Source organism: Bryocella elongata (assembly GCF_900108185.1).
Taxonomy (GTDB): domain Bacteria; phylum Acidobacteriota; class Terriglobia; order Terriglobales; family Acidobacteriaceae; genus Granulicella; species Granulicella elongata.
This window is the reverse complement of sequence record NZ_FNVA01000006.1, coordinates 425003-445300: the sequence shown is the minus strand read 5'-3', so window position 1 is coordinate 445300 and position 20298 is coordinate 425003. Positions and strand designations below refer to the sequence as shown.

The 20298-nt window shown below is 63.3% G+C and carries 15 protein-coding genes and 1 tRNA gene; 5 read left to right on the top strand and 11 right to left on the bottom strand.

Translation table 11 applies throughout. The annotated features are described in order from the left end of the window. The first annotated feature begins 3 nt into the window (after window positions 1–3). A complete protein-coding gene (locus tag C4S68_RS17950) occupies window positions 4–2073 on the top strand; it encodes a beta-galactosidase (RefSeq protein ID WP_235011686.1) in 2070 nt (689 codons plus the stop codon). Window positions 2074–2979: 906 nt separating this feature from the next. Here the strand turns inward: C4S68_RS17950 and C4S68_RS17945 are convergent. The 4 genes from C4S68_RS17945 to C4S68_RS17930 form a co-directional block, all read right to left on the bottom strand. Further along, a tRNA-Thr gene (locus tag C4S68_RS17945) sits at window positions 2980–3055 on the bottom strand. A 99-nt stretch (window positions 3056–3154) separates the two neighbouring features. Then, window positions 3155–4678: a glycoside hydrolase family 28 protein gene (locus C4S68_RS17940; protein WP_103934462.1), complete on the bottom strand. Its 1524-nt coding sequence runs from the start codon at window positions 4676–4678 to the stop codon at window positions 3155–3157. A 912-nt stretch (window positions 4679–5590) separates the two neighbouring features. Further along, window positions 5591–6679 (bottom strand): DUF6599 family protein, encoded by a 1089-nt coding sequence (locus C4S68_RS17935; protein WP_103934461.1) that lies wholly within the window; start codon window positions 6677–6679, stop codon window positions 5591–5593. A 186-nt stretch (window positions 6680–6865) separates the two neighbouring features. Then, complete coding sequence (locus C4S68_RS17930) at window positions 6866–9076, bottom strand: N-acetylmuramoyl-L-alanine amidase (RefSeq protein ID WP_146072208.1); 2211 nt, start codon at window positions 9074–9076, stop codon at window positions 6866–6868. A gap of 103 nt (window positions 9077–9179) precedes the next feature. On the opposite strand from C4S68_RS17930, the gene C4S68_RS17925 reads away from it, so the two are divergent. The 4 genes from C4S68_RS17925 to C4S68_RS17910 are packed head-to-tail and all read left to right on the top strand — an operon-like array spanning window position 9180 to window position 12651. Further along, the gene (locus C4S68_RS17925; RefSeq protein WP_103934459.1) at window positions 9180–10775 is read left to right on the top strand and encodes a tetratricopeptide repeat protein; all 1596 of its coding nucleotides are present in this window, start codon (window positions 9180–9182) and stop codon (window positions 10773–10775) included. Between the two features lie 49 nt (window positions 10776–10824). Beyond that, window positions 10825–11235, top strand: a complete 411-nt coding sequence (locus tag C4S68_RS17920) for an NfeD family protein (RefSeq protein WP_103934458.1) — start codon at window positions 10825–10827, stop codon at window positions 11233–11235. Window positions 11236–11274: 39 nt separating this feature from the next. Continuing rightward, on the top strand, window positions 11275–11940 hold the full coding sequence (locus tag C4S68_RS17915) for an outer membrane beta-barrel protein (protein ID WP_146072206.1): 666 nt from the start codon (window positions 11275–11277) through the stop codon (window positions 11938–11940). Window positions 11941–11967: 27 nt separating this feature from the next. Continuing rightward, on the top strand, window positions 11968–12651 hold the full coding sequence (locus C4S68_RS17910; protein WP_103934456.1) for an SPOR domain-containing protein: 684 nt from the start codon (window positions 11968–11970) through the stop codon (window positions 12649–12651). 66 nt (window positions 12652–12717) lie between these two features. Here C4S68_RS17910 and C4S68_RS17905 read toward each other — a convergent pair whose 3' ends face one another. From C4S68_RS17905 to C4S68_RS17875, 7 genes are all read right to left on the bottom strand, one after another. Continuing rightward, complete coding sequence (locus C4S68_RS17905; protein WP_235011685.1) at window positions 12718–13368, bottom strand: lysophospholipid acyltransferase family protein; 651 nt, start codon at window positions 13366–13368, stop codon at window positions 12718–12720. Window positions 13369–13481: 113 nt separating this feature from the next. Next, on the bottom strand, window positions 13482–14909 hold the full coding sequence (gene mpl / locus C4S68_RS17900; protein ID WP_103934454.1) for a UDP-N-acetylmuramate:L-alanyl-gamma-D-glutamyl-meso-diaminopimelate ligase: 1428 nt from the start codon (window positions 14907–14909) through the stop codon (window positions 13482–13484). Window positions 14910–15020: 111 nt separating this feature from the next. Beyond that, complete coding sequence (locus C4S68_RS17895) at window positions 15021–15887, bottom strand: S66 peptidase family protein (protein WP_235011684.1); 867 nt, start codon at window positions 15885–15887, stop codon at window positions 15021–15023. A 25-nt stretch (window positions 15888–15912) separates the two neighbouring features. Continuing rightward, window positions 15913–16752 carry a diaminopimelate epimerase gene (gene dapF, locus C4S68_RS17890; protein ID WP_327333834.1) on the bottom strand — a complete coding sequence of 280 codons (840 nt, stop codon included), beginning with the start codon at window positions 16750–16752 and terminating at the stop codon, window positions 15913–15915. Then, the gene (locus C4S68_RS17885; RefSeq protein WP_103934452.1) at window positions 16749–17525 is read right to left on the bottom strand and encodes an MgtC/SapB family protein; all 777 of its coding nucleotides are present in this window, start codon (window positions 17523–17525) and stop codon (window positions 16749–16751) included. Before C4S68_RS17885 ends, dapF begins: the two co-directional genes overlap by 4 nt. 141 nt (window positions 17526–17666) lie before the next feature. Continuing rightward, window positions 17667–18176, bottom strand: a complete 510-nt coding sequence (locus tag C4S68_RS17880; protein WP_103934451.1) for a YciE/YciF ferroxidase family protein — start codon at window positions 18174–18176, stop codon at window positions 17667–17669. A 280-nt stretch (window positions 18177–18456) separates the two neighbouring features. Further along, on the bottom strand, window positions 18457–20211 hold the full coding sequence (locus tag C4S68_RS17875) for a glycosyltransferase family protein (protein ID WP_235011683.1): 1755 nt from the start codon (window positions 20209–20211) through the stop codon (window positions 18457–18459). Window positions 20212–20298: the final 87 nt, after the last annotated feature.

The window sequence follows — 20298 nt, the reverse complement described above, 5'->3', positions numbered from 1 at the left end:
CCATTGCGTCGAACCATTCGTTGGGCCTTTGTGACACTCACAGCGGCAAGCCTCACGGTCACTGGCGCTGGCTGTCGCGCCCAGACCGTAACCGAGCCGCAACCACCCATATGGCTCGGCGTCGCCTGGTATCCGGAGCAGTGGCCGGAATCGCAGTGGGACGCGGATCTGGCGCTCATGGAGAAAGCACACGTGCGCTTTGTGCGGATGGCGGAATTTGCCTGGAGCAGCGTGGAGCCCGCCGAAGATCAGTATCAGTGGGACTGGCTGGACCACGCGATTGCGGCCGCCGCTCGGCATAACATCTATGTGGTCCTGGGAACACCCACGGCAGCTCCCCCGGCATGGCTGACGCAGAAGTATCCACAAGTGTTGCGTGTGAATGCTGACGGCTCCGTGGAACAGCACGGCAATCGGCAGCAGTTCAGCTTTGCGAGCCCGAAGTACCTCGAACTTTGTGCTGGCATCGCCGCGCAGATGGGCAAACGCTATGGACACAACCCGGCGGTGATTGGCTGGCAGATAGACAATGAACTCACCACGGAATCCTATGACGCCGTCGCCAAGAAGGACTTTCAGGATTGGCTGAAGGCCCGCTATCTCACCTTGGACAATCTCAATCGCCGCTGGGCGACAACATACTGGAGCCAGACGTATTCTGCGTGGTCACAGATCCCTCTCGAAGCTGGGAAGGGCAACCCTGGACTACTGCTCAGCATGCGTCGATTTGACACCGACATGTGGCGCAACTACGCGAAGAATGAGATCGATGCCCTGCGCCCGTTGACGGACCCTCGCCAGTTCCTGACCACGAACGTACTTGGATGGGGACAACAGACGTACGATCACCGTGCGGTCGCACAGCTCATGGACTTCATCTCCTACGACGATTACTTTCCGCAAGGTGAAGTCGATCTGGCGCGCAACGGGGCCGACGACGATATGCAGCGCGGCTTCAAGGATCGCAACTTCTGGGTGATGGAGACGCAACCGGCGTTTGTAAACTGGGGCGGCGTCAATCAGGCACTTGCAAAAGGTGAGGTTCGTGCCGTTGCCTGGCACAACATCGGTCATGGAGCCGACGCCATCGGATACTGGCAGTGGCGCAGCGCGCATAACGGGCAAGAGGAATATCACGGGACCTTGGTTGGAGCAAACGGAAAGCCCGTACCCGTGTATGACGAAATCGCTCAACTGGGCGCAGAATTCGCAAAGGCCGGCCCGGCGCTAGCCGGAACCGAACCACGTTCCGAGGTGGCCATCCTTCATACTTACGACAGCTTCTGGGCGATCAACCTGCAGCGTCACAACAAGGACTATGACCCGGTCGATGAGCTGGTGAGCTACTACCGCCCCCTGAAGGATTTGGCGCAGTCCGTCGACGTCATCGCCCCGACCAACGATCTGAGCCACTACAAGCTGGTCGTCGCTCCAGGGCTCAACGTGCTGAGCGATGCAGCCGCTAAGAATCTGATGGCGTACGTCAGGGGTGGCGGCAACCTTGTTCTGGGCCAGCGCACCGCGATGAAAGACGATGACAATGGACTCCAGCCCCAGAACCAGCCTGGACCGCTGGTGGACCTGCTTGGCGCTGATGTCGTGCAGTTCTATGCGCTGTCTAATCTCGTGCCCGTGCAAGGGAGCTTTGGTCCCGCCGAAAGCAAGCTGTGGGCCGAGCAGCTCAGCTTGAATGCTCCCGACACAGCGGTATGGGCTCGGTATGGCAAGAGCAATGGCTGGCTCGACGGACAACCGGCAATCGTGTCCCGCAAAGTCGGCGCAGGAACGATCACCTATGTCGGCGTCTGGATGGGGGATGATGGCATGAAAAAACTTGCTGAGAAGCTACTCGCGATGAGCGGCGTCGTCGCGCCCTTTGGACCGGTGCCCGCAGGCGTCGAAGTCAACCCTCGCTACGCGGGCGATCACACTGTCTACATCCTGGTAAATACGTCCAGTGAGACGCATGTGGTGCAAACCGAGCACGCTATGACGGATGTGCTGCTGGGCGGAACTACCAAGTCCGTGACGCTTACGAAGTTCGGAGTCGCTGTACTCGCCGATCGACATTGAGTGATGATCAGATGCTATGACGGATTGGCTTCCCGCCGCTATCCGTTTACGCCTCTGGAAGTATCTCGGGCGATGCGATGTTCGCGATCACTTTCGTTGCCGGTACCTGAGTGGCCGGCTCGTACCTACGGTGGGGCGGTCACAGGCTATCTGCCGACACATGGTCTGAGGCTCCGGATCGCCACGATACGCCGTCGGCTCAGCATGAACATCATGCAGCCACAGCCACTCGCCGCCCCAGGCGTCCGCAGTGGCAGGTAGGGAAGATAGCCACATCCCTAAGCCTGTCGGCTTCGGTGGCCTGGCTGTCGTAGCCTTTGTCGGCCAGCGCCCACTCGGCCTTGGGCGAACCGAGCAGAGAGATGGCCTGGGTGCAGTCGTTGACCTGCCCGCCGGTGACCAGGAAGTCGACCTGCAGGCCAAGCTCGTTGGCGGGCGCGCACGATGGTCGAATCGATCATCAGATACAGGTTCCTGCGGTTAGCCACCAGGTCGCCCAAGACCTTGTCCCACAAACAGTCCAGCGGCTGCGTCGCTGTGGACCCCGAGCCACTGCGCATCGCTCAACTCATATCGACCCACACCTATGCGGACAGCACAGGAAATCAAACACCAGACGCAAAGTCTATATGTCGATACTGCCTGGGTTTCGGCCAAGCTATCCAGCGCGCGGCAGAACATCGTCACGAACGGCCACTCCGTCCCGGAGTCATCGAGAAGGACCACTGCGTCACCGAAGCTCTGTGCATACTTGCGACCGAGGCAGGGGACAAGATCATCTTCCAGGGCGGGACGAGTCTCTCCAACGGCTGGAATCTGAGAGATGCGAGTCCTGCAGACCAGGATCGCCGGCACAGCACTTGTACAGCAGGGCGCCGTCAAGTGAATCGCAAGTTGTTGATTTTATGGAGCCGACGAACGGACTTGAACCGTTGACCTGCTGATTACGAATCAGCTGCTCTACCAACTGAGCTACGTCGGCCTGCTCCTCTGTCATTGTAGCGAACCTCGCGCCCCTCGCCAACCGCGCACGAGGAAATCCGGCCGCGCAGCGTTCCACAAACGCCGCCAGTCCTCACATCTACTGGTATGGAACGAACTTGTCCCGGCACGGGTCGGCCGGCAGCATGTCGTTGTGGATCGCTCCTGTCACCGTCACGTGGTTCTTCGTCAGCTCAGGCGTCAGGGGGATATTCGTCAGCCCCGCCGTGATTGCCGCATAGTCGAGATGCACCTGTGTGGGCTGGATGCCGTGGATGAAGACGTGGTCCAACTTCACTTCGGTGGTGTGGCCCTCAAGGCCCGCAATCAGCACGTCGCCCGGCGTGGTGGACCAGATGTCCTCAAGCGTGATCGCCTTGTAGTCGGGCACCTTGTCCCCCGTGTACTTCGGATCCTCAAACGGCTCGACGGTCTGGTTGGTGTAGTACGGCGAGATCGCGATGGGGATCGGCACATCGCGCATGCAGATGCCCTTGTAGATCAGGTCATGCACCGGGCCGCCGCGCTTCACGTTGGACTTGATGCGGATGCCCGAGGTCGTGTGGTCCTCTGTGATGTCATGCACCACCAGGAAGCTCTGCCCCAGCACCGTCTCCGAGCCAATCGACATGCCGTGCCCGGAGTAGAAATGGTCGTGCACCACGCTCATGTGGCTGACGCCCTGCTTGATCGCCACGTTGTCGTCGCCATTGTCGATGAAGCTGTTGGTGATCGTAATGTTCTGGCTCGTGCCCGGGTCGATGCCGTCCGTGTTGCGCGCATCGTTGTCCGTGCCGATGAGCTTCTTGTTCACCGGGGTCTGCAGGTGCACGCCCCAGGCGGTGAAGCCGTCGGTCTGCCCCACACTCACGTGATAGTTGATGGAGTTGTTCAGGTGAATCCCGTAGAGGATCAGGCCGTCGGCGTGGCTCGCGACGATCATCCGTACCGAGTAATAGAGGTCGTCGTTGGGCTGCGACTTGCGAGCGAGCTCCCACCAGCTGTCTTCCTGGCCGATCATCTTCGCGTAGCCGCGGCCGTCGATGGTTCCCTGCCCCATGATGGCCGCATTCTTCGCGTTCACCGTGATCAGCGAATGGCACCCCCCGCGCGGACGAGACGCAGCGTTGACCGAGAACGTCGGAAAGCTGGTCGGACGAGGCTCCCGTGTGCCGCACTTCATCGGGTCGCCAGGCTTCGCCACATCGAAGACCTTCGGATCGCGGGAGGCAAAGAGCGTGACGCCCTTGTCGATCAGCAGGGTCACACCGTCGCGAAGTTCGAGCGGACCCGTCAGGAAGGCGTCAGCGGCAGGGTACTGCGGGCCGGATGTCGCGATGTGCGGGTCGTGGACGGCGAGAGCCAGCTCTACGGCCTTCCCTGCACCACAGGTGTCGAGCGCCTTCTGGATGCGCTCGGTGTCGAGCTTTGACTCGTCCTCTGAGCGCAGAGCGCCACCGTTTCCATCAGGAGTAGACCGAAGGCGCGCTTCCAGCTTGACGCAGGCTGCTGGGATCACCGGCTCGGTCACGGTGCGCGTGTCCTGCGCTGCGGCAGCGCCTGAAAGTGCAGACCCGGCGGCAAACCAGAGCGAGAGAAAGGCGGCAGAACGGACCTGGAACACGGAAGAACCTCCTGAAAGGGTCGCCAGCCAAGCTAGCACAAACCTGTCAGGCAGGTATATCAGTTGAGAGGAATGCTGGAAAGACACCGTGAAGACGGCAGGTTGGTCTTGCCAGAGCGAGGCGTGGCACAGGCTCGCCCCTCTTACGCAAGTGCGCAGAGATGTCCGGGAAGAGATCTCCTGGGGTTAGCGGCCGCCTTCGACTCGCGAAGCCAGGACAACGGCGCAGGGAGCAAGGACCATCAACAGGCAGGACATTGAAACGATCACTTCATGCATGGGAGAACTCCAAGTGTGGCGTGCTTTGGGCCTGCGCGACGCGGTCGCGGTTACGTTCGGGCGCCCGTTCTATGGCCGGGCTGCTCGAAGCTTCCCAGTCCGCCCTTGTGATCGCCGCGGTACTGGTTCTTGTTGCAGACGGTCTATCGACGTTCCCGCCGGAGGCTTTCACACCGCGTCGATACGCGACAAACACTCACGAGGCCATTTCAGGACTGCCCGAGTTAAGGACACGCTCTGCACACAGCGGGAGTGTTTTCCACAAACAAAGAAGCCGCCCGGCAACAGGGCGGCTTCTTTTCTATGGGAGGCAGTTCCAACGGAGGCAAGGCCATCGGAACTCTCTGACCAAAGAGTATGGTTCACCTCCGGTGCTGTCAAGGATGTTTTCGGAGAAAGGGCAACATCCCCGTTTTCAGCGATTTAGCTACATTTACCCCGGTTTCCCCGGGTTTCGAAGCGTTTCTTCCGACGGCACCTCGTGGGGAGCCGGGACAACGTGTTGCAGTCCGGAGAACGCCGGCAGGCGCGATCCTGTCAGATGACCCAGGCCGAACGGCGCTTCGGCAGCCCGCGTGCAAGGAGAATTCCGCGAGGGCAATGCGGACGAACCCGGGGACTCGAGCGCGGGCGCTACTTCTCCGACTGAAACTTCGCCGGAGCGTTCTGCGGATCGAGGTGAAGGCTGAGGAACTCCGCTTCGACAGCCGGAGGCTTGCCGCGAAGAGCACGGACCAGCGCCCGGCCGCCGCCGAAGAAGATCGCGAGCACCAGCGCGGCGACCATCAGCGCACCCGAGAAGATGGTGATGGAGACCAGCAGGCTCGCGGTCTTGTGGACCTCGACGTTGAAGTCCGGCGGCGGGCTGCCTTTATCCACCGAGAGCTGCTCATGCAGGTGCACGCTGTCGATGAGCTTCTGCGCGTCGTCAGCGGTCCATGGACCGGAGGCAACGACCATAAGGATGCGCTCGCGGCGCGCCTTCGCGTTCGTAAACTGTGGCCCCAATCCGGGCATCTGCGCCTGAACACGCTTCGTGACGGCCGAGGCGATCTCCGGCGTGGGATAGGAGACGACGGTGAGCGTCTCGCGACCACCCTTGCCGCTGTAGGTGGCCGTGATGGCTTCAGCGCTCTTGTCCCACTCCAGCGACTGCGCGGGGATCACACCACCCTGCGCCGCATAGGTGTTCGCACCGAGGGCGTAGCGCAGCGAGCCCGCAACGAGGTTCGTCTTCGGCGCCAATGAAGGCAGCAGGGGTGCAATTCCCGTGTTGCCGTAGGCCTTGGGCAGCGTTGCGACGAGTGGCGCGAAAGTCTTCAGGTCGGCTTCCGTCGCAGGCGTCACCAGTACGAGCGAAGCGTCGGCACGAAAGAGGATAGCGTCCTCGCCGACGGAGTCCAGATCGCCGATGGCCTTGCCCTGCTTCATGTCGGGCTTCGCGACGAGCGAGAACGCGCTCTCTGCGCCAGTGCGGTCGTTGAACTCGATCGCTTCGACGTGGATCGTCTTGCCATTGCGCATGTAGTCGTGAACCGCAGAACGTTGCGGCCCGCACTCCTGAAGCGCCGCCTTGCTGACAGTCGTCAGCGATAGGCTCGAGGTTCCGCTCGGGCTTCCGGCCGAGGTCGTCCACTCGCCGAAGCTCGCGGGCAGCAGCGGCGCCTTTGGCTCGTTGATCGCCACGGTTCCCTGCGCGTTGGAGCCCAGGGCCCAGCCCATTGCAATTGCTATCGCCCAGCCGTAACGCAACACCCGCCTCATATTGCGCAGACTACACCAACTAGCCGAAGGTAAGCACGGAGTGCAGCGCAGGCTATCGCCCGCGTTCGCCGCTTCGCGGGCAGTGCTTCGCGTCAGAGGCTCCGCGGTTGGCGGAATTTGGCCGGAGAGATGCAGATCAATGCCTCAGCGCGGAGCGCTCGCACGCTCGAGGTGAGCGCTCTTCGACGCCGGTGCAGGCGTCGCCCCGTTCACCGCGCCCGCATACTGCGCCACGCCGCGATAGAGGCTCTCCGCCACGCGCTGACGATAGGCAGGATTGCGGAGTTCGGCGGCATCGGCCTTGTTTGTCACGAAGCTGATCTCCGCCAGGATCGACGGCATGTTTGCTCCGATGAGCACCACGAACGGCGCCTTCTTCACACCGCGATTCCTGAGTCCGGCGTTGCCGTCGGTCAAGCCACCGTACAGCGAGCTGTCGACATCCGCCGCGAGGTCGCGCGACTCCTCGACCTTGTCCTTGAGGGCGATCTTCTCTACCAGCTCGCTCAGCTGGTGCACGCTCTGCGTCGAGACCGCGTTCTCGCGAGCCGCGACCCGCATCGCCTCGGCATCGTTGGTGAAGTTCAGGTAGTAGACCTCGACCCCGCGCACGGTTTTGTCCGCGGAGCTGTTGGCGTGGATGGAGATGAAGAGATCGGCCTGCGCCTTGTTCGCGATGGCGGTGCGTGTTTCGAGCGGCACGAAGGTGTCGCTCGCGCGGGTGTAGACCACCTCCGTGCCGAGCCGGTCGTGCAGCAGCTTGCCCAGGCGCAACGCAACATCCAGCACGACATCCTTCTCTTCGATGCCACCGGCGCCCAGCGTGCCCGAGTCGTGACCGCCGTGCCCCGCGTCAATGACGATGCGGCCGATCTTGAGGCCCAGCGCCCGCATCAGCGAGGTCTGGCCGTCAGCCGCAGGTGGCGGCGCGGCAGTCGGCCTTCCCGCAACGTGCGGTCCCGCCTGTTCGGACAGCTCCACGTCGGCGTCCGGCACGGAGCTCTTCGCCGCGACGGGCTTCGAGGTCGGGCGGCGGGTCGCCTCCATCTTGCCGGGCTGGCTGGAGACGGCCGCGACCTCAGCGCTGGTCGCGCTGGAGCTGGTGGAGATGGTGTTGGGTACGGGCCGCGCCGCCGTGGGCTCGGAGGCAACCACCACTCGCGGCCTTGCGACTGCCCCACGGGAACCGCCACTCGGCAGGCCGAAACCTTCGCTGCCGTCCGTCACAGGCATGGGAGGAAGGCTGGAGCCGGCAAGATCTGCGCGTTGAGCAGGCTGAGGCTGCGTGACCTGAGACTGCGTGATCGGCGGAGGGACGCTCGCTCCGGCTGCCGCTGGAGCCGGCGGCGCATCCCGCTTACGGCCGTGGATATCGATGATGAGGCGATCGGGATTCGGCAGGAGAAAGGCCGAAAAGTCCGTGATCCGGTGGACGTCCAGCACCACGCGGACCGTATCGGCGTTGTACTGCGCGGCGCGGATGCGGGTCAGGAAGCCATCGTCCGTGACGTTGAAGTTGTGGCCTTCGATCCCCGGAGCGAGATGCGTGTGGTGGAGATCGAAGAAGATGCGGGTCGGGCTTTCGACGCGAGCCGCCTCATACTCCACGTCCGCGCCCAGATCGATCGCGACGCGCGTGTAGTCCGAGGTGGACCAGTGCCGGATGCTGGTCAGGGTCGCCAGTGGAATATCCGACCCACCCTTGTGGTGCAGCACCTGCGATGGGGGCGGCGGCGCATCCTGCTCGGCGACGCGCTCGACAGGCGCCTGAGGCGCGGGAGCTTGCGGCACCGGGGCCGGTACCGGGGGATTAGGCACGCTGGCCGAGGAATCGTGGCGAAGCGCGCGGGCTTCGCGGGAGCCTGGGTAGTCGTTCACCAGCTCCGCCCGCACCTGGGCTGCCTGCCGGGGATCGTTCGCGAACGCAGGCCCAAGATACTCGGCGGCGTGGCCAAGCGCTGCCGGAGCTTCGTCTCCGCCAGGGTAAGCCTTGGCGAGGTACTGATACTGCCGGGCGGCGTTAACAAACTCGTGCTTGTCGTGGAACTCGCGGCCTTCCTCGGCGAAGAGCTCGGCGACCTGCGCGACAGCGGCAGCCGCGTGTGGACCGCCGGGATCGTTGTGGTAGATCGCCTGGAACGCGAGGATCAGGTGCCCATAGCCCGGCTTACGATGCGATCCGGGCGGCATACCCTCGAAGCTGCGGCGCGCTCGAATCGCTGCCGTCCAGGCATCCGGGTGAGCATGCGCAGCGGCAGGAGGCTGGCCGAGAATCCCGGCAGGCGTCATCGCGCACGAGGCCGCGAGCACGCCGCTCGCGCTCCACCTGCGCCAGCCTTCTCTTTTCCGGGTCATCTGCATCGCTGCTTCTCAGTGTAGGTTTGGACACCCGCCTTTGCAGTGGATTCGGGGTGCTCAGTCGGATACCTGCCCATCCTCGCCGCCTATAATCGTGTCGATGTGGTCCTCCTGGAAGCTTGTCGCCCGTTCTGCCCTGTCGCTGGCAATGTTCACGTCCGCGGCGGCGGTGTGCGCGCAGTCGCCCGGCGGCCGGGTGGTGCTGGTACTGCCGTTCGAGAATCGCTCCGGCAATCCATCACTCAACTGGATCGGCGACAGCTTTCCGTACACGCTGGATAAGCGGCTCGAGTCGGCCCGCTTCCTCACCATCTCCCACGATGACCGGGCGTACGCCTATGACCATCTGGGACTTCCCGGCGACTTCCGACCGTCGCGGGCGAGCACGATCCGAATCGCACAGCGGCTCGATGCAAACTACGTGATCGTCGGCACCTTCAACGTCATCAATGGCCAGATCACCATCCAGGCCCGCGTACTTTCGGTCGATGGCCTGCAGCTATCCGCTCCCGTGGAAGATGGCGCCGAGCTCAACAGGCTCTTCGACGCCGAGAACGCTGTCGCCTGGAAGGTCGCCAGGGTGATGGATCCCCACTTCAATGTCACCGAGCAGACCTTCATCACCGCGGGTGGAAACGTACCCCTGGCGGCATTTGAGGACTATATCCGTGGCTCGAACGCACCGACCCCGGCCGAGCGGATCCAGCGTCTGACCGCCGCCGTGAATCTCGTCCCCACCTACGCCGACGCCCTTCTGGCCCTTGGCAAGCAGCAGTACACCGACCGCGACTACGCGGCTGCTGCCGCTTCGCTGGCCAAGGTACCGAGCTCCAGCCGGGTTTCGCTGGAAGCCAACTTCTACCTCGGCCTGGCACGCTTCAACTCCGCCAACTACGCTGGCGCCGAACAGGCCTTCGCCACCCTCGCAGGCCAGCTGTCTCTCCCCGAGGTCGTGAACGACCAGGCCGTGGCCCGCAGCCGACAGGGCAAGGATGCCGTCGCTCTCTTCCAGCAGGCATCGACCGCGGATCCCAGCGATGAGGACTACCACTACAACCTCGCGGTCTCCCTCTTCCGTCGCGGTGATACCGCCGCGGCGCTCCGCGAGGCCGACGCGGCGCTCAAGCTAAAGCAGAATGACAACGAAGCCGGAGCTCTCCGGGCGCGCCTCAGCCTCGCGGCCCCCGGAACCAGGCTCTCCAGCATCCCGGAGACGGTCTTCAGCCCGGTCGAACGCGTCCGCCGCGACTACTCGGAGACCGGCTTCCGCCAGGCGGCGTTCCAGCTCGACCAGATGCGCGCCCTGCAGCTGGCCATGCTGCCTCCCCAACAGCGCGCTGAGCAGTATGTGCAGCTTGGCAACAGCTACCTGAACCAGAACCTCCTTCCCGAGGCCGAGAGTGAGTTCCAGAGCGCCCTCGAAGCCGACCCGGCCTCCTGGTCCGCACACATCGGCCTCGCCAACCTGCGCGACCGAAGTGGAGACGCCGTCTCGGCCCGCTTCGAGGCGCTCGCCGCCCTCAAGGTCAAGCCCTCGGCGGCAGCATTTCTGGAGCTCGCCCGCCTAGACCTCGCGGACAATATGCTCTCCGCCGCCGCAAGCGACGTCACGCACGCGCTTCAACTGGAGCCGCAGAACTCCGCCGCCCTCGCAATGAAGCTGACGCTGCAGCAGCGCGGCCAGCAGATTCCTTAGTCCGGTAGACGCGGCGATGTTCTCTACAACTCACCTGGTCCTTTCCCACATGGTACCCACCACGCCTGACGGCGTCGTCTTGCTCTTCACCAGCGGTGTGGCGCTGGGCGCCGTCGAGCTGAATCGCCCCGGCCTGGTGATTCCAGGCAGCATCGGCCTGACCTGCGTGCTGCTGTCGCTGGCGGCTCTCCCACACCTTCCCGTCGAACCGGCAGGCGCAGCGATCACACTGGCGGCACTGGCCGTCTTGACTACAGGCTTCCTGAGAACTTTGCCGGACCGGGGCCTGGCCCTGGCCGCTTCGATCTATGCCGTCAGTCTGACGTTTCTCTTCTCCCCGGCTGCTAACCCACCGCTGCATCGCAGCGTCTCCCTCCCATGCGGGATCGTCCTTGGCGTCGGTCTGGCCCTGCTTGCGACGGTTGCGCGACGCGCCCGGCGGAACAAGGGTTTAGACTAGGGCTCGGGTGCGTCCGCGCCTCGGAGCCATTTCGACTTGATGCATAAAGCTTCCCTCCTGTTCTGTGCAGCCGCTCTCGCCTGCAGCGTTCCCGTTTCTTCTCTTGCTCAGGCCAGCACACCACAGTCGTCCTTTTCCCGCGTGATGTCGCGGGTCGACCTCGGGGTCTCCGGCGCCGGCATGTTCACCCACACCGTTACCGGCCCGATTATTCCGCCGGAAGCTCCTGACTACGGTTCCACCGTGGAGCAGCAGACCTCGAACACCCTCGGCGCGATCGTGACGATCCGTTATCAGCAGCGCCCGTGGGTCGGCTTCGAGTTCAACGGCAGCTACGCTCGTTACACCGAGAACTTCATCAGCGTCGCTCCCAACCAGGTCCAGACCCGCGCCAGCGAGTACACCTTCGGCTACGTCGCACAGCCTCTGTTCACCGTCGTCGGCCTGCGGCCCTTCTTCGGCGCCGGCGGCGGCTTCCTCGAGTTCAAGCCGACCGGACACGGCGGCCAGGGTCAGCAGACCGAAGCCCGTCCGATGGTCTACTATTCGGCTGGCCTGCAGAAGGACATCAACGGATACCTGGGCATCCGCGGCGGCTTCCGCCAACTGTTCTTCGAAGATCCGGACTTCAACGCCAACTACCTGACGCTTCAGAAGCGCACCTACACTTTGCAACCCACCGTCGGCTTCTACCTCAAGTTCTAGCCTTCGGGCAGGGCCGGGGCCCTCTGCATGAGCCACCTTCTTGACGATGATGATGACCTGGGAGCGCCGCGTGACCGCGAGCTGACTCTCTCGACCACCGCTATCCTTGGCATCTTCTTTGGCCTCGTGGTGCTGTGCGGGCTCTTCTTCGGCTTCGGCTATTCGGTGGGAAGGCACAAGCCCCCTTCAACCGACGTAGCTGCGGCTGAGGGTGGCAGTGCTTCCCCGTCGACGAACTTCACCACGTTCAAACCTGCCGCCGGATCGCCGGCAGGCGGTGGGTCCTCTTCGGTTGTGGCTTCACCCGCAGCACCTGCCGCACCAGCTCCTTCGGTAGTTCAGGCGAGGACCGAGACCACGACCTACGTCCCAGCCTCGTCGCCGTCGGCAACATCCTCTCCTGCTACCGCTCCGACGACCGCACCCATCGTCCGACAGCCTCCCGTGAGTGCTCCCCCGCAAGCCGCCGAGCCCAGCAGCCCTACGGGAACCGGCAGCTTCTTCATGGTCCAGATCGCCGCCGTCTCCCACCAGGAGGACGCAGACCTTCTGCTCTCCGCGTTGCGCAGCCGCGGTTATACCGTGATGTCCCGGACCTACAGCTCCGATCCGCTGATCCACATCCAGGTGGGCCCCTTCAACACGCGCAAGGATGCCGACGCGATGCGAAACCGGCTGCTCGGCGATGGCTACAACGCGATCGTCAAGTAAGAAAGACAGACAGTAGAGACGAGACAGTAGACAGTCAGAACTGCCGCCCGTCCTGTCCACTGTCTACTATCTGCCGTCTGCCTTTAATGCCTCTTCCATCGCAGCCCGCACTCTCTTCGCGAGCTCGTCCGGCGTCTCGCCTTCGCTGGGACGAATCGGCTCAAGAAACTCCACCTCTGCCCTGCCGGACTTCGACTTCAGCGTTCCCTTCGGCATCATCGCGGAGGTACCCCGCACGATCATCGGCGCGATTGGCGCCCCGGACTGCACAGCAAGGTAGAACGCTCCTTTGCGGAACGGGAGCATATTGCCATCAGTCGAGCGCGTGCCTTCAGGGAAAAGGAAGATGTTATAGCCACCCGCGAGGACCTTCGAGGCCGCATCCACACTGGTGCGCGCCTCTTCGCGAGACTTTGCCCGTGCCACCGGCACGAACTTGCCCATCCTCATCACCAGCCCAAGCAAAGGGATCTTCATCAGCTCTGCCTTGAGGAAGACACTCGTCTGCCCCGGCACCAGCGGCAGCAGCACCGGCGGATCCACGTTCGAGATGTGGTTGCTCACGACAATGGCAGCCTCGCCGATGGGGAAGCGCTCGCGGCCACTCACGCGTACCTTCACGCCACCGGCCCACAGCCCGAAACGCATCGTGGCCATCGCCCACCCGTACATCATCGTGGTATTGCCGCGCAGCAGCGACCACGGAATCCCTATCACTGCTCCAGGCAAGCCGAGCAGTAAGAAGGCGAACAGCATTCTCAACGACACAAACATACAGACTCAGGATAAAACGTTCTCAAGCGGCGGGTGTGCGTGAGACCACCGCGCTATCACGCGAGATGTTTCGTGATCTCCGCGGGCAGCTTTGTGTAGATGCCTCCAAAGCCGCCGTTTGAGAGGATCGCCACGACATCGCCGGCCCTGGCTCGAGGTGCGAGCTCTGCGACGATGGCGTCCGCATCCACAGCGAGCACCGCATGCACGCCACGCTGGTTCAGCGCATCCACCACATGCTGCGGCTCCATGCGCTCACGCTCTGGAATCGCCTCGCTCTTGAACACCGCAGCCAGCACCACCTCATCCGCCAGAGCAAGGGAGTCCACCAGCTCCTGCTCGAAGACGTTGCGGCGCAGCGTGTTCGAGCGCGGCTCCAGCACCGCGATCAGACGCCGTCCCTTGTACGCCGCACGCAACGCACGTAGGGTCTCGCGAATCGCCGTCGGATGGTGCGCAAAGTCGTCGATGATCGTCACGCCACCCACCTCGGCCTTCACCTCCAGCCGCCGCTTCACGCTGCGAAAGCTCGCCAGCGCCGCAGCGACACGCTCCGGTGGAATCCCCTGCCCCAGCGCCACCGCGGCAGCAGCCGTCGCATTGAGCGCGTTGTGCTCCCCGGCCATGGGCAGCGTGAGTGCGAGCGAAGCTCCATCCGACTTGCGTAGCAGGGTCCATGCCGTCGTGCTTCCGTGCTGCGTCAGCACCGTCATCCGCCACTCACTGCCCTCGCCGAAGCCATATCGCTCAACCTTGCAAAACGCCTTCGCCGAGCACTCGCTCACGTTCTCGCTGCCATCGAACGCCACCAGCCGCCCGCGCCTCGGGATGAGATTCACCATGCGCTTGAACGCGATTTTCACCGCATCGAGGTCCTTGTAGATGTCGGCATGATCGAACTCCACATGCGTGAGGATCGCGACGTCCGGAAAGTAATGTAGAAACTTCGGGCCCTTGTCGAAGAAGGCCGTGTCGTACTCATCGCCTTCGAGGATGAACGTGCGCGTCCCCTCCTGCACATGAAAGCTCGTGCCGAAGTTCTCCGCCACACCACCGATGAGAAACGATGGCTTCCACACCTCATCACCCTGCGCAGCGCTCTCATAGATCCACGCCAGCATGCTCGTCGTGGTCGTCTTCCCATGCGTTCCACACACGATCAGCCGCTCGCGCCCATCCAGAAACTCGTCGTGGATCAACGCCGCCATCGACGTCATCTCGATCCGCTCATCCAGCACCCGCTCGAGCTCCGGGTTGCCGCGCGAGATCGCGTTGCCCACCACCACCAGGTCCGGCCGCTCGTCGAGGTTGCGTTCGCTGTATGGCTCCATCACTGTAATGCCCATCGCTGCCAGCTGATCGCTCATCGGAGGATACGCCGCCGTGTCCGAACCGGTGACGCGCCAGCCGCGCGCCTGCAGCATGCCGGCCAGCGACGCCATCGCCGTCCCGCAAATCCCAATCAGATGTACATGCTTCGCCATCGTCTCTCTAACTCTTCTTTGCTCTTCTTCTTTGTCATTCCCCCAGGCTTGCTGACGGGGAATCTGGGTCTGACTCGCGACTCGCAGCCCGTTACTCGAAACTCGAACGTACTATTTTTCTCGCAAGGACGCACCATCCATCCCAACCCACGCACCCAACGGCGTCGAACGGTTCTGCCGATCAAGATGCCCGCACTTCAGCCCAATCGTAATCGGTCCCTCGAAATGCCGCAGCGCATGCAGACATGCGCCTTCGAGCAGCGCCATCTCCTGCGGCTCAACATTGGCGCTCATGTCGCCCAGCACGATGCCCCGCACATTCTCCATCATCCCCGCAAACTTCCAGTGCTGCAGCAAGCGATCCCACTTATACGGCTTGGTCCCAATGTCTTCGCAGAACAGGATGCACGGCTCCTCGATCTGCAGCGCATAAGGTGTACCAAGCGCCTCGCACAAAATCGAAAGGCATCCGCCCAGCAGACGCCCCTCCACCGCAGCGCCCTCGCACAGTACGCGAATCCCATCGCTGGCATCGACGCTCCACGGCGCAGCGCCTTCTACCGCCGTGAGCCACGTAGGCTCATCCACACCATCATCCTTCGCCCAGTCCGAAGCCACCATCGCTCCATACACTGTAGGGAGGCCGCATTCGTTCCACATCCAAGCATGCAACGACGTGTGGTCCGAATACCCGATGAACGGCTTCGGGTTCGTGCGAACAATCTCCGGATCCAGCAGCGGCAACAACTCCGCAGAGCCCCAACCGCCTCGCGTGCAAACAATGGCGCCAATGCTCTCGTCCGTATACGCCGCATGCAGATCGGCCACCCGCTGCTCCGCCGTGCCCGCGTAGTACAAGGGTCCACGCTCGCGAGCGTTCGGCATCACCACCGGCTCATAACCAAACGCGCGCAGCCGCGCGACTCCACGATCGATCAGCTCCGGCTGCGCATAAGACGCCGGCGACACAATCGCCACGCGCCCTCCACGCTTGAGCGTGGGCCTAGAGGAGATCAAACTGGACCTCCGCCTCGCCAGTACAGATGATCTCCGCCGGACCCGTCAGCATCATCTCCGCATCATCGCTGGGCCATTCGACACTCTGTCCACCGCCCTCCGCAATCGCGCCGAGCTTACGCGCGACGCCGCGAAGCTTGATCGCCGCCGCACTCGAAGCACACGTACCTGTGCCGCTCGAAGTCGTCGGCCCACATCCGCGCTCGAAGATGCGAAACTCGATCTCCTCCGCACTCTTCACCCGCACGAACTCCACGTTGGTGCCGAAGCGAAAGAGCGGATCCACCGCAATCTTCGCGCCCAGCTGCTGCCACGTCATGCCGTGGGAACTGAAGTCTTCCGCCTCCGGAAAGATCACAAAGTGCGGATTCCCCACGTTCACCATCGCGCCCGCAATCGGCCCGTCAACACCGGCGATCTCAATCGTCCGAGGCATCACGCGCGGCACACCCATTGCGCTCTCGATCCACCACTCCGCACCTTCGCGACGCACCAGCTTGCAGCGCCGCACACCGCCATGGGTGCCCAAATCCACTTCCTGGATACCCTCGCTCTGCGCCAGCCAGGCAGCCACACAACGCGTGCCGTTGCCGCTCAGCTCGGCCTCGCTGCCATCCGCATTGAACAGCCGCAGAAAGATCGAACCATCCGCGCGACGATCCACAAACTCGATGCCATCTGCGCCAATACTGGTATTGCGCGAGCAAAGCTTGCGCGCCAAGGCAGCATGCTGGCGGTGCCCCAGCACCGACTCAACTGCAGACTCTTCGATCACCAGGAAATCATTGCCGCGCGCATGCGCCTTCACAAACGAAATCAAACTCACTCCGACTCCTCATCCTGAAACGTCACCACCTTGTCGGTGTCATCGCTGGCGCGCAACTCTGCCAGCATCTTTGCATGCTCCGCGCGCGTGGCCAGCACCCAGAACGATATCCGCGCCAGCCCCGCAATCGTGTCGCGGTTCAGCACATCCAGCTTCAACCCTGCGCGATCCAGCACATCCAGAATCGCGGTATACATGCGGTGCTGCGCCGATTCAATCTGCCCCGCAAGAGCCTCCGCACGCGCTTGTCCCACAAGCTCCGGCCCCAGTGCCTGGCCCACATTCGCACGCACCTCGTACAGCATCGGAAACCGCTTCCAGCCGAGCTTCACCTCGAGTGTCCCGATCAGCGTCAGCGCCACCAGCACGATCCCCGTCGCAATCGCGGCCTCCAGGTACATGCCCGCACCGCACGTCATGCCAATCGCCGCGACCACAAACACCGTCGCGGCACTCGTCAGCCCCAGGATGCGGCTCTTGCCATGCAGGATCAGCCCCGCTCCCAGAAAGCCCACGCCCTGCACAATGTTCGCCGCGACCTGGCCCTTATTCGGCGTCGAATCCCCCGCCAGCACCTCGCTCATCAGCGTGAACAACGCCGCAGCCATGCAGATGAGCATGTTCGTCCGCAGGCCAGAGTCCTTGTGGCGGCGCTCGCGCTCCAGCCCGATCAGTCCCCCCAGCGCGCAGGCAACGAGCATGCGCACCCCCGCAGCCTGCATCAGCAGGCTGTGCGGAGCGGTCGTCGGGTCCACCGGACACGGAGCAGTCATCGAGCCAGCATACCGCGCCCTGTGCGGTGGATGAAGGTGTCCGCAGAGGTTCTTGAATGTCCTGCCTCTCCCGCACGGAGACGAAAATGGCCTGCACCCGGGTGGGGTGCAGGCCATCGGCATTGCCAGGAACCCGGCGCGTCAGGCCACCGGGACCTCTACGTTGATCTGGCTCGCCAGCGCCGTCAGCTTCGCGTCAGCCGCTTTCTCTTCCTCCAGCGTCCGCTCGAGTACCTCGGCGTGCTCCCGCTCGCCCAGCACCTCGGCCCAGGTCCGCAGCGTGCCGTAGACGGCGATCTCGTGATGCTCCACCTGGTTTCCCGCGGCGATCAGCACCACGTCGCGCAGCATCGGGTCCGTCGCGTCGCCAACCTCCGAGTAGGCGCTCGAGATCAGCTGAGAGATCACCTTGCACTTGCCCTCGTTCGCCTCACCTTCGACCTCGTCGAGGATCCGCTCCAGACGCTGAATCTGCGCCTGCGTCTCCTGCAGGTGGGACTGAAACGCGGACGACAACTCCGAACTCGTCGCCGCCTTGATCATCGCTGGCAGGCCCTTCTCCGCGATCTGCTTCTCCATATTCAGCGCGCGCTCCAGCTCTGCTTTGTAGAGCTCCCGCAGCGTATGCACATCCGGTGTAAAGACTCCCATGGAACTACTCCCTGGCCCGTCATCGCGTGGCCCGTTGATCGAGCATCGAGATCGTCCGCTGCCATTAGCGCGCGCGGAACATCATGGAGGCAGCGTCGTGGCTCCCCTGCATCGATCTCGGTTGTCTGTTTTCCTTCGTCCGGAGCTCCGATGGAACTCCGGGCCCTCTGCGTTCCTGTACTGTGATGCAGGCCCTCGCAGACGCGTTTTCGCCTGGTTTCCATACCATCGACGCCACCGCTACGACATCATCGATGCCGCCGCAGCCCGTTCTACAACATCAGTGCCCGGCAGGCTTCCACGTGGTCGACTGGTAGACCTTCGCGCACGGCTGGCCGCTGGTGCACACCACGCTGATCTCCGTCAGCCCCTGCGGATGCTCCTTCACCGCCTGCGCCACGCGATCGTTTCCGATGGCGATCACGAACGCAGCGTACTTCGCCGGATCGGCAAGTCCCCACTCCCAGCTCTGCTCGTCGCCTTCGCTGATCATGCTCTTGAGGTCGCGACCTGCCACCTGCACCGCGCCCACGTGATCCGTCGTGGACATCATGACCGGCTCATCGTACGGCAGCGTCTCCATCTCGAAGGCCAGCGCCTTTTCCAGCGCCATGCGCGTACGCGCGTTGACCATCGCTTCCTTCAGCACGAGTGGGGTACGCACCATCATGCCCACGCAGTTGAGCGCACACAGCGCCAGCGCCACCTTCGGCCACAGCTTCGCAGAGGTCACCGCCCAGGCATCCGACCGGCCACGCAGCCACTGCTCCAGCATCTCTGCTGCAAGCGCCGTATAGATCGCGAGCACCGGTAGCATCTCCATGCCATAGCGAGCGTTGTAATACGCATGCGGCCACAGCTGCGGAATGAAGATCGGCACCGAACCATACGCCACCGAGTACACATAGAACGGCAGCGGCACCCACAACAGCAGACCCAGCTTCACGTCGGAACGCAGGGGTTGCATGCTCTCCGCATTCTGGACCCTGAGCCCTGAGCCCTGGCCCCTAGACCCTGAGCCCTTGGCCTTCAGGCTGACCCACATCGCCCACAGCGACGCGTACATCGCCACGAAGCCCATCTCCCACGCCGCCGCATCGATCTGTGCCGTCCGCGTGTAAAACAACAGAGCCCACGCCGGATTGTGCCACCCGCGATAGTGCTGCCCCGGAGGCGCCGTCCTGCGCTCAATCTGCTTGGCCGAGTACGGCCCGCGCATGAAGTCCAGCCAGTCGCCCGCAAAGTGGTGGTTGTACCAGAACCAGAGCAGCGGCCCCGCAGCCACGATGATGGTGAAGACCACAAACCACGTCCGCAGCCGCGCCTTCATCTCCGGCACACTGTTCCACCACGCATATGCAAAGCAGCACCACACCGCAGCCCCGAAGATCCAGCCGTCGTACCGCGTGAACACCTGCCCCATGATGAGGAAGCCTGCGAGCATCATGCGGGCCCGCGCCACCACCGGCACGTTCGCGCGCATCGCTGCAATGCCTTCCATCGTCGCCACGATGGTCCACACGAACAGCGCGAGGAAGACCGCCTCGGTCATCGCTGTCGTCGCGAGATACAGCAGGTTCGGATTCAGCGCGTAGAACGCCGTCGCCACCAACGCCCAGCGCTGACGCATCAACCGCCGTGCCAGCCGCCAGATGCCCGCAACGCTCGCGGCATAGCTCAGCATCGACATCGGCGCGCCCGCAAGGCCCGTCTGCCACATCGTCATGTCGCGGACGAAGGGCACCATCAGCAGATGCGGCAGCGGCAGCCACACCCCACCAAGCTGCGCGAGCCCCGGATAGCGAGCATCGAAGATGCGGCGCGCGATGGCCAAGTGCGCCACAGCATCGCCATAAAGCAGCACGAAGCCACGGTGATAGCAGACCGCAAGCGAAGCGAAAGCAAAAATCACGCCGAGTGCGAACAGAGGAAACGTCTCGCCACGCCCCACGGGACGCACGACCTCGGGATCGCCGCCAAACAGAGGCTCCGCAGCAACCCCTTTGGGGTCGGCCCCCATTGCACGCTCGATCATACGCACGCGCCTAGGACTGCGCTCCAACCTCGTCTCCGTCTTTGCGCTCTTCTCAGCCATTCCCAAAGTCAACCCGAAACACCATCG

Bases quoted from the DNA above. Each gene is read 5' to 3' on its own strand.
- mpl (WP_103934454.1), bottom strand. From the start codon at position 14,909: ATGGCGAAGCATGTACATCTGATTGGGATTTGCGGGACGGCGATGGCG.
- C4S68_RS17915 (WP_146072206.1), top strand. From the start codon at position 11,275: ATGCATAAAGCTTCCCTCCTGTTCTGTGCAGCCGCTCTCGCCTGCAGC.
- C4S68_RS17885 (WP_103934452.1), bottom strand. From the start codon at position 17,525: ATGACTGCTCCGTGTCCGGTGGACCCGACGACCGCTCCGCACAGCCTG.
- C4S68_RS17935 (WP_103934461.1), bottom strand. From the start codon at position 6,679: ATGGGCTGGGCCCTGGGCTCCAACGCGCAGGGAACCGTGGCGATCAAC.
- C4S68_RS17910 (WP_103934456.1), top strand. From the start codon at position 11,968: ATGAGCCACCTTCTTGACGATGATGATGACCTGGGAGCGCCGCGTGAC.
- C4S68_RS17925 (WP_103934459.1), top strand. From the start codon at position 9,180: ATGTGGTCCTCCTGGAAGCTTGTCGCCCGTTCTGCCCTGTCGCTGGCA.
- C4S68_RS17880 (WP_103934451.1), bottom strand. From the start codon at position 18,176: ATGGGAGTCTTTACACCGGATGTGCATACGCTGCGGGAGCTCTACAAA.
- C4S68_RS17930 (WP_146072208.1), bottom strand. From the start codon at position 9,076: ATGACCCGGAAAAGAGAAGGCTGGCGCAGGTGGAGCGCGAGCGGCGTG.
- C4S68_RS17920 (WP_103934458.1), top strand. From the start codon at position 10,825: ATGGTACCCACCACGCCTGACGGCGTCGTCTTGCTCTTCACCAGCGGT.
- C4S68_RS17875 (WP_235011683.1), bottom strand. From the start codon at position 20,211: ATGATCGAGCGTGCAATGGGGGCCGACCCCAAAGGGGTTGCTGCGGAG.